This is a genomic window from Streptomyces sp. NPDC090741 (assembly GCF_044769045.1).
In the GTDB taxonomy this organism is placed as follows: domain Bacteria; phylum Actinomycetota; class Actinomycetes; order Streptomycetales; family Streptomycetaceae; genus Streptomyces.
Map to the genome: position 1 here is coordinate 107,836 of NZ_JBIVXF010000006.1, position 14,722 is coordinate 122,557.

At 69.6% G+C, this 14,722-nt stretch carries 15 protein-coding genes and 1 pseudogene; 9 read left to right on the forward strand and 7 right to left on the reverse strand.

The window, feature by feature from the left end:
* Positions 1-57 precede the first annotated feature (57 nt).
* Complete coding sequence (locus tag ACIQU4_RS18095; RefSeq protein ID WP_403731239.1) at positions 58-2,514, forward strand: hypothetical protein; 2,457 nt, start codon at positions 58-60, stop codon at positions 2,512-2,514.
* Positions 2,515-2,647: 133 nt separating this feature from the next.
* Here ACIQU4_RS18095 and ACIQU4_RS18100 read toward each other — a convergent pair whose 3' ends face one another.
* Both ACIQU4_RS18100 and ACIQU4_RS18105 read right to left on the reverse strand, forming a co-directional pair.
* The gene (locus tag ACIQU4_RS18100) at positions 2,648-3,541 is read right to left on the reverse strand and encodes a methyltransferase domain-containing protein (protein ID WP_403731242.1); all 894 of its coding nucleotides are present in this window, start codon (positions 3,539-3,541) and stop codon (positions 2,648-2,650) included.
* A 414-nt stretch (positions 3,542-3,955) separates the two neighbouring features.
* The gene (locus ACIQU4_RS18105) at positions 3,956-4,450 is read right to left on the reverse strand and encodes a hypothetical protein (protein WP_403731245.1); all 495 of its coding nucleotides are present in this window, start codon (positions 4,448-4,450) and stop codon (positions 3,956-3,958) included.
* A gap of 179 nt (positions 4,451-4,629) precedes the next feature.
* On the opposite strand from ACIQU4_RS18105, the gene ACIQU4_RS18110 reads away from it, so the two are divergent.
* Together ACIQU4_RS18110 and ACIQU4_RS18115 are read left to right on the forward strand one after the other, a co-directional pair.
* Positions 4,630-4,779 carry a hypothetical protein gene (locus ACIQU4_RS18110; RefSeq protein WP_403731248.1) on the forward strand — a complete coding sequence of 50 codons (150 nt, stop codon included), beginning with the start codon at positions 4,630-4,632 and terminating at the stop codon, positions 4,777-4,779.
* Between the two features lie 125 nt (positions 4,780-4,904).
* Positions 4,905-6,020: an agmatinase family protein gene (locus ACIQU4_RS18115; protein WP_403731251.1), complete on the forward strand. Its 1,116-nt coding sequence runs from the start codon at positions 4,905-4,907 to the stop codon at positions 6,018-6,020.
* Between the two features lie 38 nt (positions 6,021-6,058).
* Here ACIQU4_RS18115 and ACIQU4_RS18120 read toward each other — a convergent pair whose 3' ends face one another.
* Positions 6,059-6,400, reverse strand: coding sequence for a hypothetical protein (locus ACIQU4_RS18120; RefSeq protein ID WP_403731254.1), 342 nt, complete (start codon positions 6,398-6,400; stop codon positions 6,059-6,061).
* A gap of 443 nt (positions 6,401-6,843) precedes the next feature.
* Complete coding sequence (locus ACIQU4_RS18125; protein ID WP_403731257.1) at positions 6,844-7,665, reverse strand: glycosyltransferase; 822 nt, start codon at positions 7,663-7,665, stop codon at positions 6,844-6,846.
* A gap of 316 nt (positions 7,666-7,981) precedes the next feature.
* Here ACIQU4_RS18125 and ACIQU4_RS18130 point away from each other — a divergent pair, with 316 nt between their 5' ends.
* On the forward strand, positions 7,982-8,314 hold the full coding sequence (locus ACIQU4_RS18130) for a hypothetical protein (protein WP_403731260.1): 333 nt from the start codon (positions 7,982-7,984) through the stop codon (positions 8,312-8,314).
* 475 nt (positions 8,315-8,789) lie between these two features.
* Here ACIQU4_RS18130 and ACIQU4_RS18135 read toward each other — a convergent pair whose 3' ends face one another.
* Positions 8,790-9,347, reverse strand: a complete 558-nt coding sequence (locus ACIQU4_RS18135; protein WP_403731263.1) for a hypothetical protein — start codon at positions 9,345-9,347, stop codon at positions 8,790-8,792.
* 139 nt (positions 9,348-9,486) lie between these two features.
* Between ACIQU4_RS18135 and ACIQU4_RS18140 the strand changes: the two genes are divergently transcribed.
* The 3 genes and pseudogenes from ACIQU4_RS18140 to ACIQU4_RS18150 all read left to right on the forward strand — a co-directional run bounded on the left by ACIQU4_RS18140 (position 9,487) and on the right by ACIQU4_RS18150 (position 11,299).
* Complete coding sequence (locus tag ACIQU4_RS18140; RefSeq protein ID WP_403732098.1) at positions 9,487-10,665, forward strand: fibronectin type III domain-containing protein; 1,179 nt, start codon at positions 9,487-9,489, stop codon at positions 10,663-10,665.
* Positions 10,661-10,867 (forward strand): annotated as a pseudogene (locus tag ACIQU4_RS18145) (IS3 family transposase); the annotation flags it as partial. The gene ACIQU4_RS18140 and the pseudogene ACIQU4_RS18145, both read left to right, overlap by 5 nt.
* 141 nt (positions 10,868-11,008) lie before the next feature.
* A complete protein-coding gene (locus tag ACIQU4_RS18150; protein ID WP_403731267.1) occupies positions 11,009-11,299 on the forward strand; it encodes a hypothetical protein in 291 nt (96 codons plus the stop codon).
* A 480-nt stretch (positions 11,300-11,779) separates the two neighbouring features.
* On the opposite strand, the gene ACIQU4_RS18155 is transcribed toward ACIQU4_RS18150, so the two are convergent.
* A complete protein-coding gene (locus ACIQU4_RS18155; protein WP_403731269.1) occupies positions 11,780-12,220 on the reverse strand; it encodes a hypothetical protein in 441 nt (146 codons plus the stop codon).
* Between the two features lie 109 nt (positions 12,221-12,329).
* On the opposite strand from ACIQU4_RS18155, the gene ACIQU4_RS18160 reads away from it, so the two are divergent.
* Together ACIQU4_RS18160 and ACIQU4_RS18165 are read left to right on the forward strand one after the other, a co-directional pair.
* On the forward strand, positions 12,330-12,602 hold the full coding sequence (locus ACIQU4_RS18160) for a hypothetical protein (RefSeq protein ID WP_403731271.1): 273 nt from the start codon (positions 12,330-12,332) through the stop codon (positions 12,600-12,602).
* A 304-nt stretch (positions 12,603-12,906) separates the two neighbouring features.
* On the forward strand, positions 12,907-13,728 hold the full coding sequence (locus ACIQU4_RS18165; protein WP_403731274.1) for a C40 family peptidase: 822 nt from the start codon (positions 12,907-12,909) through the stop codon (positions 13,726-13,728).
* A gap of 134 nt (positions 13,729-13,862) precedes the next feature.
* Here ACIQU4_RS18165 and ACIQU4_RS18170 read toward each other — a convergent pair whose 3' ends face one another.
* A complete protein-coding gene (locus ACIQU4_RS18170) occupies positions 13,863-14,624 on the reverse strand; it encodes a DeoR/GlpR family DNA-binding transcription regulator (RefSeq protein WP_403731276.1) in 762 nt (253 codons plus the stop codon).
* Positions 14,625-14,722 lie beyond the last annotated feature (98 nt).

A 14,722-nucleotide genomic window follows, 5' to 3' on the forward strand; every position in this document is an offset into this window, starting at 1 on the left:
GGCCCACGCGCCGCCCACACCCCCTCAAGGCCCCACCGGAGAGGGAAGGACGAGCTCTTGAACAAACACATTCGAATACCGTCCAAGTGGCGGTTAGCCGCCAGGTTCACGGCCGCTGTCGGCCTGACGGCCGCGATCGTCACCACCGGGCTCCAGGCCGTCGAGGCCGCACCACCGAGCCTGCCGCCGGTTTCGGCGAAGATGAAGGCGGGATCCGGAAAGCGCTGCGACACCCGCAACGGCCTCCCGACCGCCCCGACGACACCGCCGGACTCCGGGTTCCCCGACAACCCGACCGGGAACCTGTACAAGGACACTGCCCTCCCCAGGAACTTCGACTTCGACCTTCCGGGACAGGCGTACGACGGCCTTCAGACACCGACAGCCGCCCAGAAGACCGAGGCCCTGTCGAAGGTCCCCGGGGACCTGGACAAGAACGTCGACGCATGGAAGAAGATCGCCAACGCGTCGGGGAAGCCTGCGGACCGGGCGATGGAGATTTACGCCCGGTACTTCGCGAACAAGGAGAACCTGGGGTTCAAGCACTGGTTCGACAAGCGGTACATCCGCAACCAGATCAACAACCACAAGGGCTCGGGCTTCGAACGGCAGCTCGTCAAGGACTACAAGCTGATCGGCCCGGACTGGCTGTGTGAGGTCACCGTCGAGCTGTTCGACAAGAACGGCGACAAGGTCGGCGAGCGCCGGTACGACGCCTACAACCAGAAGAGCAAAGAGTTCAACGAGTTCAAGTCGAACTCGAAGCTGACGGCGAAGCAGCTTGCGAATGACCGGGTCGTCGCCAAGTCGATGCCCGACCACAAGTTCCGCTTCACCGGTGCGAAGCCCTTCACCAAGGGCCAGGTCAAGGTCATCGACGACCTGGAGCGCGACGTCCGCAACATGCGGAACGGGAAGACCGGGCAGGTGCGCGGAAACCAGCGCATGTACAACCCGGTGCCCAAGACCAACCCGATCAAGGGGTATTCGGACCATCAGCGGTGGTTCGCGCCCGCCTGCCAGACCGGCACAACGCAGCTCGCGGCGGTCGGCGCCAACACGTGCGGCACCCGCGGCCCCGTCAACGACCGGGCCCTGTCCTCCGGGAAGACCCTGGAAGAGGCGAAGCGCTACCAGCGGGACGCCAACCGCCTCGACCCGAGGGGCACCCTCCCCAGGGGCGGCCCGGGCGGCGTCGACTTCACCACCATGGAACTCCGGTACGTCGGCGGCCTCGAAAAGGGCAAGGGCATGAGCTACTCCATGCGCGCCGACCAGATGCCCGACCCGGACAACAACCCCGGCTTCGGCGGCGAAGCCCGGATGCAGCTCTCCTCCGACGCCCTGTTCACCTGGCTCGCCCTGACCCCCGAAAAGTTCTGGGTCAACCTGAACCCGGACCAGCCGGGCAAGGTCATGGACGCCAAGTTCGGCAAGACCGACGCCGGCCGCGTCCTCCTCGACGCCGACCTGGTCATGAAGCACGACTTCTCCGAGGCCCTGAACCCCGACAAGCATCCCGGGGGCAAGCTGTACTGGGACACCGCGCCGCGCCGCAACGGCATCCCCTGCTTCCCCGGCACCCGCTTTTGGATCGAGCCCGACGAGGCCAAGGTCCGCGAGCAGGACGGCGGGATCTACATCCTCGAATCGCCGATGGACGTCTCCGCCCAGTGGCTGGACGTCGACTACACCGTCCCCGGCTCCACCGAATGCACCGACCTCTCGGACGCCGAGAAGAAGGCCATCGAACGCTCGGTCAACGCGAACATCGTCCCGGTCATCCAGGAGCGGGTGAACAAGGACCCCAAGTACGCCGAGCTGCGCGCCGTCTACAACGCCCGCGTCGCCGCCGAGTACATCCGTCAGCAGGACGCCAAGTCCCCGACGGACTTCCACGACATCATCGACTCCAACGACGTCTCGGCCTGGCCGATCCGCGCTCCGCATGAGGACTGGACCCGTGAAAAGGTCTGGGACGCGTACATGCAGTCCATCAAGGAGGGCATCGAGTGGTTCGAGCTGGAGTACGGCGGCAAGCTGTACAAGCAGGGCGTCGGCGGCGTCGACTTCTCCAAGCAGCCCAAGCAGAACATCCCCAAGGCCCAGTTCGACACCCAGAACCGGGACCTGGACAACACCACCGTCAACTCAGGCAAGTCCGATGACGCCTCCTACCGGGACCTCGACACCTTGTACCTCGGCGGAGGCCCGGCCACAGACGGCAGCGGCGAGGACCCGGGCGGCGAAGATCCCGGCGACGACCCCACCCCGACACCGACCCCGTCGGGCACCGGCAAGCCGACCAACCCCCCGACGACCCCGGCCCCGGACCCCACCAACCCCGGCGGCGGTGACAACACCCCGCCCACACCGGAGGACCCCGACGGCGACCTCGCCGACACCGGCTCCAACACACCGGTGGGCCTCATCGCCGGTGTCGCCGCTGCCCTCGCAGCGGCCGGCGTCACCCTGACATGGTGGATGCGGCGCCGCCGCACCGCGCAGGAGTAGCCTGACCAGGCAGTCACGTCTCGCAGTGAAGGGCTCCACCCGTAAGTACGCGCCGGGTGGGGCCCTTCGCCGTCCCCGCCCATGATCGAGACGGGCTCCCTTGCGGTCACACGCCGACCAGCTAGAACACGGCCTAGCCGAGTGCCGGAGGGTGCTCGGCCGGACGGCGTCCCCAGGCCGAGATCAGCGGCGCGAGTGTCAGGTCGAGTTTGCCCGCGTGGATGGCGGCCAGGTGCGCGTCGATCTCGGCGTCGTCGGCCAGGCCGGCCGCGAGCAGTTCGCCGCGCACGTGCCGGATGGTCGCCGCCTCCAGCCGGTCGCAGGCCGGCCCCCCGACCGGGAAAGAGCCCGCCGCGGCGACATCTACCAAGCCGGCCTCACGCAATGCCCGCGGCAGTGTCCGGCCGTAGCGCAGGTCCGCGCCGCGGCGCGCCAGCAGCTCCCGGACCTCGTCGCGCAGCCGGTTGGCCCGCCGCTGCGCAGGGCCGCTGTCGTCCAGGCATGCCAGTGGCTGCAGAGCGGTATCGGCGTCCTCGACCAGCAGCCAGCCGCCGGGCCGTAGCGCTGCCGCCATCGTGGCCAACGCGCGAGCCCGGTCGGGTACATGGACCAGCACGAGCCGGGCGTGCACCAGATCGAACGTCCCCGGCTCCGGGGGCGGATCAGCGGCGACGTCGTGCTGGCGCACCTCGTACCCGTCGCCTGCCTTCAGCCACGACGGGTCGATGTCCGTGGCCAGCACGTGCCCGGTCGGACCGACGGCCGCCGCGAGCGCCTGCGGGATACTGGGGCCACCGGCCCCCACTTCCCAGCAGCGCGAGCCAGCCCTGACCCCCAATCGATCGAAGTGCCCCCGCGTCACACCGTCGAACAGCTCGGCCAGCCAAACGAATCGCTCGCCGGCCTCGGCGCGCGCGTTGTCCAGCAGGTACCCGCGGGCGGGAGCGGACTCTCCACCGAGCGGGGTAGTCCCGCCTATCGGATCCGGTCGGCCACCGACGCGCGGCGGGCGGGGCGAGGAGGTCATGACTACATAGTCAACCTTTCAGGCCCCCAGCGCCACGACGACGGGAGGGGGATGTCTCACACAGCCGGCGAACCCCGCACGTCCTACAGCACGGTTCTGCACCGTGACGCGCCGGAAGGGGTACATGTATTCGGCCCCCATAGCCAGCCCACCAGGCGCGGGACAGCGCGCTGACCGGACTGTCGGCTATGGCGGGTGCGACCTCGTACCGGACGCCCTATTCCCGTGAACTCCGACGTGCAGTTCGGTGAGCGGGAAGTCCACCGCGAGGTTCGTGCCGTGGGAGGGGCCTGCGGGCGTCTGCACCGCCAAACTTGTACGTGAGATCGGCGGATCTAGCTTGAGCTCGGCGACGACGAGTTGGGCGGGAACGGGATCACCCCTGCGAGACCGGTCTCGCAGGGACGTACGCCCTCAGACCCCGGCTGTGCAGAACACGCACGCTTCCCAGAACGGCAGCGCGTCCAGCACCCGGTGGCGTAGGCACGAGGCCATCGCGGCCTCGCCCGGCCCGGGCAGGACGCCCGTGCCGGCCATCGCGGTCGCAGGGTCGAACTCTTCCACCATCGCCCTGTACGTGCGCAGGTACCCCTCGACCCGGGGCGGCTCGTACGTCAGTTCCTCCCACCGGTGGCGGGACAGCGCCAGATCGAGGACGCGTAGCAGGAAGTCCTTGGCCGCGACCCGCTCCTGCGCCGTGTCCCCCCAGTTGAGCTCCGCCAGGTCGAAGCCGACCACCCCACGCCCCATCACGTTCTGGTCCTGGAGCGTCAGCAGGGCGGCGAAGCGGAAATCCCACGGCTCGCGGGCCAGCGCGGACACGGCGAGCATCAGCACGTCCACGAACACCGCCGTGCCGGCGTTGGTCATCTCCAGATACCGGCCGTCAACGCCGCCAAACACGTTCATGTCGTCAGAGTAATGAGAGAGGGGAGGCCACCCTCGCTTGATGTGAACCGCCCCGGGTTCGGTTGAGATCTCAGACTGTGGCTGTGAGCTGGGGTTTCGTGGCGGCGAGGCGGTATCGGCCTGGCCGCGTTCTCCCCTTGGCTCAACCGCTGGGGTACCCCGGAGGCGGGATCCGTTGCATGGATCTGCTCCTGGGGCGCGTGGTGGGCAGTGGCGGCTATGGCCGTGATCGCGTGTCGCAGGACGTCTGGTCAGCAGTCCGAATGACTGACTGCTGCGGCCTGTCGTGCCGGGATGTCGCCGCGCTCGGCGCAGGTCGGATTGATTGATGACCAGCGGGGCGCCGTCGGTGCTGCCCGCGTTCCCGCTGCTGCCGGTCGCGGCCGCAATGACGCGAGCCCGGCCGCGCTCCGCGGTCGCACCTTTGCCCGGACGGGATCGAGAGGAGCTGGATGTGGAGGGTGTACCCCCGGATGCCTGGAAGTGGGAAGTCGACCGTACGTCGGGCCCGAGGCGTGAGCCGGGGCCGATCAACCTGCAGCGGTACGCGTTCGTACCGGCCTACGCCGGGATCGCCACGCTCTTCGGGCTGCCGCTGTGCCTCAACCCCGACGATCTGCGCGCCGGCCAGGTTGATGTGGCGGTCCTGGGGGCTCCGGTGGACATGTCCGTCGGGCACCGGGGAGCCGCCTACGGGCCGCGCGCGATCCGCGCGGACGAACGGATCCTGCCCAACACGCCTCAGATGCTGGTCAATCCCAGCACCCGCATCAAGCCGTTCGAGGAGCTGACGGTGGTCGACTACGGCGACGCCGCGGTCGACCCGTTCAGCATCGATACCTCCATGGAACCGATCCGCGCACTGGTCCGTGAGATCGCTGAAACGGGCGCGATCCCGATTGTGCTCGGCGGGGACCACTCGATCCTGTGGCCCGATGCCGCAGCCGTGGCCGACGTGTACGGGGCAGGCAAGGTCGGGGTCATCCACTTCGATGCGCATCCGGACTGCTCCCGTGACTTGCTCGGGCATCCCGTCTCGCACGCCACGCCGATCCGCCGGCTGATCGAGGACGAGCACGTCCCCGGACGGAACTTCATCCAGATCGGCCTGCGCAGTGCGATCGCCCCCGACGCCGAACTGTTCGAGTGGATGCGCGAGCACGGGATGCGCACGCACTTCATGGCCGAGATCGACCGGCGCGGTTTCGACGCGGTGCTGCAGCAGGCCATCGAAGAGGCACTGGACGGGCCGGAGTACCTGTTCGTGTCACTGGACATCGACGTGCTGGACCCGGCCTTCGCGCCGGGCACCGGCACGCCGGAGCCCCCCGGCCTGACCAATCGCGAACTGCTGCCGGCCATCCGCCGGATCTGCCATGAGACACCGGTCGTGGGTATGGACATCGTCGAGGTCGCGCCCCACCTCGATCCCGGCTACACCACGACGATGAACGCCCGCCGGGCCATCTTCGAGGCGCTGACGGGGATCGCCATGCGGCGAAAGGGACTGCCGGGCCCGGCCTACCTTGACCCGGACGTCTCCGGACTCCCGACCGGGGAAAAGAAATAGCGCCCTGGCTCTCGGCGGGCGGGCGGGCGGGCGTCAGGTCAGGTGTGGAGGCGGTTGTTGGCGCCGTCGCGGTCCTCGGCGCTCTCGTCGTTGAACCAGTAGTCGCCCGCCGCCAGGTAGCGGAACGACTGGGTCGTCTCGGCGGGCAGTGCGACCGTGACCGCCCGCTTGCCGTCGTTTCGCGGCTGGAGCCTGTGGACGCCGGGCCGCCAGTCGTTGAAATCCCCACCACGCTCACCGGCCCCGGCGGATCCTCCCCCGGGAGAACGAAGGTGACTTCGGTACCGTCCCTGCGCGACCTGCGCTCCAACATGAAGGGCTCCATTGGACGAGGGGGCACCCGCCGCGCCGTGGTGCAGCCGCGGGCGTGAGCGTGTCACCCACCCGGTCTCCCCGGCGCGCAGCCGGGGCCCGTGCATGTCAGGGTGCCAGGGCGACGAGAGGGTCCACACGGGCGGGACCCGGCCGGTCGAAGCGACTCCGGCCGAGGCCCGCCACGGACCGGGGGCCCGCACTGGTGAGCGCACCCGGCCTAGTCGGAGTAGGCGTCGGTGATCATCCGGTCGGGGTTGCGGATGACCCAGTCCACGTCCGTCTGCCATCACGGGTGCCCGTCGCCGATGGAGTGGAGCACCGCCTCGGTGATCTCCCGGCCGAGGCCCTGCGCGACCCCCGTCCCCTGCTCTACGCCGGAAGGGTGGCCGGAGGGTTCGCGCTTCCGTGACGGCTACGGCTGTGGGCCGCCCGGTGGTGCTCTGGCGGACGGAGGAGTCGGCGTGTGTTTGTGATCATCGCCGTATGCGTAGGGGCTCGGCTGTCGGTGTCACGGTCCTGGTGGGGCTTGCCGTCGGCGGTGGGCGGAGTCACCGACGCCAGAGGTGGGGGGAACCGGGAAGGTGACGGCCGGCTGCCCCATGATCTTGCGCCTGGCGTTGGTCATGCGGGTGACCGCCGTGTAGGCGGTGACGAATTCGTGGTCGAACCAGGTGTGGTGCGTGGTCTGGCCCTGCCAGGTGCGGTAGCGGGTGACGGTGTGGGTGCTCGATGCCCCGGCGGCCAGCTCGGACATGGCCAGGACCCATCCGATGTTCTCGCAGACGATCAGAGCGGGCCAGCCGCCGGCCGCGAGTGCCACTTCGGTACGGGCCAGTACCGAGCTCACGTTGAAGGGATAGGCCGGAAGCGTCCACGCCGGGCTGAGTTCGTGCTGTGCCCAGCCGCGCGCTGCGTCGCGGTGGTGGACCGAGGGAGCCCCGTCGAGGAACGAACGGTTGGCGGAGACCCAGCCCACGTCCTCCTCATCAACGAGAGGGTCGCCTGCGAAGGCGGCCAGTCCCTCGGCATCGGGGAGGTCGTCGGCGTCCAGGGAGAGGACCCAGCCCTCCCCGGCCAGGGCGAGGGCGCGGTTGCGGGCCGCCGACACCCCGCCGTGAACCGGATTCCGCACCACGACCGTGCCCGGCGGCCACTGCTGGAACCCGACCTCACCCGGCCCGTCGATCACCACGATCCACGACATCTCCCACCCGGACTTCCCCAGCCGTTCCCCCGCCTCCGCGACACCGTCCGCCGTCTCGGGTAAGTGGAAGGCCAACTCAGGGTGCAGGCCGGTCAGCAGGTGGAGGTGGCGAGGCGCGCGAGGCATCCCCGGAGCGTAGCCACCGCTCCACACGGCGCACCGCCCATTCAGGGCTCAGCGTCCGAATCACGCCCTCCACCGAACGCAGCCATCACGGAAGTGCGGTCAGAACCCTGCACTTGGCAGGTGAGCGCGTGAGTTGGCAAATGTCCTGTGAAATGGGATCCCGATGGCTTGCAACTCAAGCTTGGCCCACGGCCCGCAGTTCCGTGTGACGGCCCCGACGCCTGGGCAGCTGCCTGGGCATGATGAGTACGAAGACCTGCCGGCCCTGAGTACGCCCGCGCAAGCGAACCGGCGCCGGAGCCGATTGGCTGTACCCATGCACGAGACAACACCCTCCCTGACCACCGACTGCGCCGTCGAAACCCCTGCGGCGGACGTGGTGCTGCGGTGGGTCACGACCTTGGCGGTGGCCCTGATTCCGGTGGCGTTCGTCTTCGGGGCCCTGGCCGGGATGGCCGCAGAGGTTCATCCTCAGACCGTGGCGGTCGTCACGGTCTTCTGGTTTGGGTCCTGGACGGCTACTCCACTGCTCGTGGTTGCCTTCTGGCTGTGCCGGCGCCACCCCGCCCTGGCCAGGGCGGGCCGCTGGGCGGGGTGGGTCGCGACGGTCCCGCCGACGGTCACGATCCTGCTGGCCTTTGGACTGTAGACGGCGGCCTTGCAGCGGGCGCGCATTGCCGCCCGCCGGTTCGTCGGCGAAGATCGGCCGTCCCATGGGCGTTGCCCTTTACTCACGTCCGCCAAGTGAAGCGCCGGTGGACGAGGTCTTCCGAATGATCAAGGCGGCCTGGGAAGCCACCGCGCCCTGAGCCGGGGACGCCGGCGCACTGCGGCCGGGGCCGGGGCACGACACGTGCGGGTTCCTCTGGGCGACCCGTACCGGACCTGTTCGCCCGATCATGTAACTACCGCCGCCCTGGGTCGCCGTGCGACCTCCCGCTTTCGCCAGTGGCGGCCCATCGAGTCGCCGTACAGGCCTGCTCGACCGCCGCCACGGCGGTAGCCTCCCGCGCCACGAGGAGAGCGGCGGAGTGGGCGCTGACGCTCTCCCCCTGGCCTGCGCGTCGCGTACCCGTACGACATGATCAACGCTGCTGGTCTGGACATCCCGGCCCGGAAGGAGCTCACATCGACATGGGTATATGGGGGCATAGGTTACGACCGGTCCGCGGGCGGTCCGGCGCGAGGGGATCAGCGCCGCGCTCGTACGCGTTGACCCTGCTGGTCTCCCTGGCGTTGCTGCTCGGCACCCTGCCGAGCCCGCCGCGGCGCAGGGCTCCGCGGCCGGGGCCGCCTCCTTGTGCGGCACCCATGCCACGTCCTTCGCCACGGAGGGCGATCAGGGAGCGCCGATGACGGTGCGGCTGGGCTGCGCCAAGGACGCGGGCGGTCTGCGCTCGCTCGCGGCGAACGACAACGACCTGGTCATGGCCCTGGACTTCCCGATCGCCGAGCGCCGCCAGCATGTGCGCGCCCGCATGAAGGAGTTGGTCGACCAGATCCACGCCGACCAGGCCGCGGGCATGAGCCTGGGTGCCTCGCTCACCGAGCGCGCCCGGCAGCACAGCGTCGGGATCTATCCGCCGCAAGAGGGAAGCGCCGACTTCCAGGGCACCGTCCAAGCCGTCGACGACACCCTCGTGATCGTCACCCCGATGGACGCCATCGGCTTGGATCGGCACCCTGGACAGCGTGAAGACCCTCGTCGACCGGTCGCGCGCGGCCAAACCGGACGTCCGCTTCGCCGTGGCGAACGTGCCCATGCGGCCGCTCATCGACGGCCGCCAGGATCTGATCGTCAAGACCCGGCAGTTCAACGACATGCTCCGGACGGCGATCCCGTCCTGGAGCACCCCGCTCTCGCCGGTGAAGCTGGTCGACTGGGAGGCGGCGTACGGCTGCGACACGAACACCTGCCCGGGCGGCTACGACAACCTGCACCCCAACGCCCTCGGTGAGTTCCAGATCGCGTCCGCCTTCGAACGCACCCTCCACGAGGGGTACGACATCGGCCAGTTCGTGCCCGGCATCCCGCAGACGATCCCCCGGCGGCCGACGTTCCCGGTGAACACCCTGGTGGCCGAGTCCGTCCCGAGCGGGGTGAAGGTGACCTGGTCACCGGTGTTCGGTGCGCGCGGCTACACGGTCCGGTACCGGCTCGCGGGCGCCGCGAACTGGAACCAGACCCACGTCTCGACCAACCGCTACGACACCACCTGGACGGAGGACGGCTGGACCTGGGAGTACCAGGTCAACACCGACAACGGCACCGACGGCGTGTCCGTATGGTCCGAGACGGTCTCCGCGACCGCGCACCCGGCGACCGCCGCCCCGCCCACGAACGTCTCCACCCTTCCCTACTCCAACGGACTCGACGTGTACTGGGACGCGCCGACCGGCCCGCACACGGACAGCATCGACCGGTACGAGATCATCACCTGGGACAAGGACGTGCCTGGCTCCTACATCAACAGCACGGCGGTCAGGGGCACGTCCGCGCGGATCGACGGCCTCGTACCGGGCCACCACTATCTCGTCGCGGTGGCGACCTGGAACCGGGCGGGCGGCGGCATGCCCACCGTGGCCAGGTCCGTGACGGTCGGCGCGGGCGTGCCCCCCGTGCCGGCGGACGTGAAGATCCAGTCCCTCGACGCCACGACCGTCCGCCTCACCTGGCAGGGCTCCGCCCAGGCGGCCGGATACCGGGTGTGGGTACGGAACGCCACCGCGGGCGGCCCGTTCACGGCGGACCAATCCTCCACCGACATCCCCTCGCACGAGATCGCCTTCCTGTTCCCGGGCAACTGGAACTTCGAGTTCTGCGTCTCCGCGTTCAACGGCGCGCTGGAGTCGGGCCGGTCCGGCTGCGTCTCGGTCCCGCTCCCGCCCCCGTCGGCCGGTGGCGCCGGGCGATCCTCCGCGGCCGGCGGCCGCTCTGCGGATCCTGCGGCACTATCCACCTTGGCGGAAGGCCGGTTCGCCGACCCCGGACGGGAGTGATCGCGGATCGCAGTTCCGGTCTTGGAAGTTCGTCCGGGCGCTCGACAGCCAGAGCCGGACCACCCGCGAGGAACTGCGGATCGCGATCGTGACCTGGATCGAGCGGACCTACCACCGCCGCCGCAGACAAGCCGCGCTCGGCCGACCGACCCCCGTCGAATTCGAGACCGTCATGACCACACCGGCCCTCCAGGCCGCGTGACCGAACCTGTCACCCAAAGAGCTGCACCAGACCCGACACCGTCGCCCTCGTCGGCGATGCCAGCAGGCTCCCTCGTTGGCCTCCTCGATGAGGAAGCCGGGATTCGGCGACAGGCCGCCGCGGCGCTCGTAGGATGCCTGGATGCCCAAACCGATACGGATGAGCCGCACGTGGGTTGCCGTGTGGGCCGTGCTGTGCGCGGCCGGCCTCGCCGCCACCGCCGAACTGAACGTCTCCTCGGCACCGGACCCGCAGCCCGAGAAGCCCGTCAGCGGCGAGTGCGCCGATTACATCGCGGACATCGAGATGCAGCTGGCCAAGGCCAAGCAGGAAGGCAAGGGAGACGGAGTGCTGACCTTCTCGCGAGTCAAGGTCGACGCCGAGGACGACTGCCGCGACGATCTCCGCAATCACTTCCGCGGCGACCGGTGAGCCGGGGTACCTGGCTCGCCGCGATGGCAGGGCTCACCCTCGTCAGTGCGGGGGCAATCATTACGGTGTGCGCCACGTCGGAACCGGAGCCGCGGCCCACGCCGCCGCGGGTGTACTCCTCCTGCCTGGCGGCCGACACCAAGCCGGTGCCTGCGGGCGACGACCCGTGCGACGGCCACTGAAGAACGTCTGATCGACCGTCCGCCGCAGGATGGCAGAAAACACCCAAACCCAAGTCGGCCTCCAGGCCGACGGCGCCACCACGAGAACCGTGGGCATCGGGGGCCATCCGCTGCGAGGAGGCTCATGTTCGTCACTGACGATGAGTCGAGCCACGGCCACTTGTTTTCCCGTCAGGCGGCCGTGGGCGGGGAGATCTGACTGGCCACCGACACTTCGCACGCTGGTCGGCCAGGCTTTGCGGCGTTGGACAGTCAGATGACCACCATCTCGACGCGCGTGTGCGCGGGTGATCCTCGATCAGCGGCGGCCGGTGGTCAGGATGACGAGGAACTGGCCGCCGCCCGCCTCGATGCCGGCGGTCACCGGCATCCCCGGCACCAGTCGGGAGAACCGGTCCACCAGCCAATCCGCCGCCTCTTGGGCGTCCTTCCTGGTCGGACAACGGCCCACGATCTCGCGGCCCCCCTTGCGCTCCAGCCTGTCGGCAACGGCGATCAGCGGCGCGGGTTCGACTACGTACAGGCGCTCCGGCCAGGCGATGACCACCTTGACCGCACCCTTGCGGGTATTGCACCCGCGGTGCGCGAGCCGCTCGGCGACCTTGGCCTTCCGGTCGGCGGTCCGGCTGTCGACACTGGGCCCCCGCGGGTCGTTCACCGACTCGTCGGGGTCGACCGGTTCGTCACAGACCCAGCACCGCCAGCCGTCGCGCTCGGCCACATCATCAAGGAGACTCATCCGAGCAAACTAGCCTACCCGGCCGCCACCCGCGCACCAGGGCTCCAGCAGCGTCTCAACACCGGCCAACAGCGCTGCGACACCTGGCCGACCAGCATGCCTCCACCACGTGTCGAGCGATCGGGACCAGCTGGCCGCCGTACGGGAGCAGCTGACCGGCGCCCCGCACTTCTGGGACCGGCCCGACGGCGACTTCGGGCCCCTCCCCGCCGCCTATGGGCTTGAGCGGTCGAAGCGGGAGCGTGCCCGTTCGGGTCGTCGCCGGAGCCCGGCGGAACGCGGTGCTGCGCTCGACCGCGTCGACGGATCTGATGGCACGGTCCTCTGGGCCGCGCTACCCGGCCTGTCGGTACTGATGCTGCGTCAGCCGCACGAACGGTAAGGCCTGAACGAGCCGGCTCGGCAGCAGTCCGGCCTCCGTGTCCCGGGCGGTCATCAACGCCACACCCCCACGCGTCAATCAGTCGGTCCGGACGGCCGCGGCCATCCCTCGACCGGCTCACGCGCCGCACGCGGGGAACGGCAGTGGTCATGGATCGGACATGCGGTCCCGGAAATCGGAAGCGGATGGACAACCTTGCTGCTTTTAGGATCACTTGAGAGGTCGATCGGCTTCGAGCCCGCCTTCGGCGGCGCGACCGTCCTCATCCTCGGACCGGCGCACCTGCCCTAAGGAGAGTCCACCCATGCGTACTCGCGCTGTCGTTCGCGTGATCACCGCCGTCGCCGCTCTCGGGAGCATCGGCCTGGCCACGAACGCGAGTGCCGTCGTCACGGTGCAGGACAGGTCCGACCGGCCACAGAGTCCATCACGGGCCGAGAGCGACCCGCTGCCGAGCGAGGCCGGCTGGGAAGAGGAGCGGCCGGGATCGCGGGCGTGGGCCGCCAGGAGCGAGCAGGTCCGGCAGGACCATGCGGAGCTTGCCATGGAACGGGAGCTGGCCGAGCGGGAGCGGACGGGCGCGAAGGAGGCCGGGGCGCAGGCGGCCGCCTCTCTGGCCGCAGAGCGCGAGAAGCAGGAAACGGCCCGCCGCGAGGCACTCGTCGGCACCAAACCGCGGACGGCGACGGTCCGCCGGACCGCAGGCTCCGTGCCGGTTCCGGCGCAAACCCTGGCGAAGACCCGACAGGTCTCCCCCGCCGCGCTCGCCGCCATGCCGTCCGTCCGTGCGTCGACGGCAGTAGGCGGCGTACTGGCGGAGATCGGCAAGCCGTACGTCTGGGGTGCGGAAGGGCCTTCCGCGTTCGACTGCTCGGGGCTCATGCAGTACGTGTACGCGCGGGCCGGCATACGGCTCCCGCGCACCACGTGGGACCAGATCAACGCCGGTTCCCGGGTTCCGGTCTCCCAGGTGCGCCCCGGAGACCTCATCTTCTATCGCGGGGGCGCCCACGTGGGCATGTACGTGGGCGACGGGAAAGTGGTGCACGCTCCCCGGCCCGGGCGCACCGTCACCACACAGAGGATCGACGCGATGCCGGTCTTCGCCGTCGTACGACCGTTCTGAGGGGAGCCTCATCGGTGTCGAAGGCGATCGCCGTCGCCGTCGCGGCCGCGGCCGCGGCCGCGGTCAGCGTCCCCGGCCGCTCTGGCAACGTCCTCCGCGGCGGCCGGTTGGCCCACACCGGCCCGGAGTGATTCTCATACGCGCAGGACGTGGCTGCCCGCACGGGCGTAGCGCTGCGCTTCGGCGCTGGGCAGGTCTGTGTCGGTGACGATCGTCTCGAACTCCCGGAAGTCCGCGAACCGGCAGAAGCTCACCGCGCCGAACTTCGTGTGTACACCGCAGAACACCTTGCGCCGCGCTGCCTTCATCGCCTGCGATTTGATCTCGGCCACCGCCGGGTCCGGCGTCGTCAGACCGTGCTCCCGGGAAATCCCGTTCGCGCCCACGTACGCCATGTCGATCACGAACCCCGACAACATGCGCGACGCCCAAGGGCCCACCGTCGCCTGCGTACGCCCCCGTACCTGACCACCCAGCAACAGCACTGTCACATTGTCCCGCAGGCTCAAAACCTGCGCGGTCCCCAGCGCCGGCGTCAGCACCGTCAACGGCCGGTCCTCGGGCAACGCCTCCGCGATCAGCTGCAGAGTGAACCCCTCATCGATGAACACCGTCTCCGCCGGCCCCAGCAAACCCGCCGCCGCCACCGCGATCCGCCGCTTCTGCGGAACATGGCGATTCGTCCGCGTCTCCAGCGAGGTCTCGTACGCCCGGCTCTCCACGGGATACGCACCACCATGGGTGCGCCGCAACAATCCGCACGATGCCAGCATCCGCAGATCCCGCCGGATCGTCTCCGACGACACCGCGAGTTGGACGGCCAGCCCCGATACCTCGACCGACCCTTTGTCGCGCGCCTGAGAGAGTATGACGCGCTGCCGCTCGGCGACTTCCATGGCCTCTCCTGTCCTGCGTCGTGCTCCGTTACGGTTCGATCTGACCGCCTCGGGTGCCCTGGGGCCAGCAATTGCCGCCGGCCGTCAGCGTTCCGTCA

Coding starts and splice junctions, on each gene's coding strand:
- ACIQU4_RS18125 (WP_403731257.1), bottom strand. CDS start 7,665: ATGCCTCGCGCGCCTCGCCACCTCCACCTGCTGACCGGCCTGCACCCT.
- ACIQU4_RS18150 (WP_403731267.1), top strand. CDS start 11,009: ATGCCCAAACCGATACGGATGAGCCGCACGTGGGTTGCCGTGTGGGCC.
- ACIQU4_RS18130 (WP_403731260.1), top strand. CDS start 7,982: ATGCACGAGACAACACCCTCCCTGACCACCGACTGCGCCGTCGAAACC.
- ACIQU4_RS18165 (WP_403731274.1), top strand. CDS start 12,907: ATGCGTACTCGCGCTGTCGTTCGCGTGATCACCGCCGTCGCCGCTCTC.
- ACIQU4_RS18105 (WP_403731245.1), bottom strand. CDS start 4,450: ATGAACGTGTTTGGCGGCGTTGACGGCCGGTATCTGGAGATGACCAAC.
- ACIQU4_RS18100 (WP_403731242.1), bottom strand. CDS start 3,541: ATGACCTCCTCGCCCCGCCCGCCGCGCGTCGGTGGCCGACCGGATCCG.
- ACIQU4_RS18110 (WP_403731248.1), top strand. CDS start 4,630: ATGGATCTGCTCCTGGGGCGCGTGGTGGGCAGTGGCGGCTATGGCCGT.
- ACIQU4_RS18155 (WP_403731269.1), bottom strand. CDS start 12,220: ATGAGTCTCCTTGATGATGTGGCCGAGCGCGACGGCTGGCGGTGCTGG.
- ACIQU4_RS18140 (WP_403732098.1), top strand. CDS start 9,487: ATGCTCCGGACGGCGATCCCGTCCTGGAGCACCCCGCTCTCGCCGGTG.
- ACIQU4_RS18170 (WP_403731276.1), bottom strand. CDS start 14,624: ATGGAAGTCGCCGAGCGGCAGCGCGTCATACTCTCTCAGGCGCGCGAC.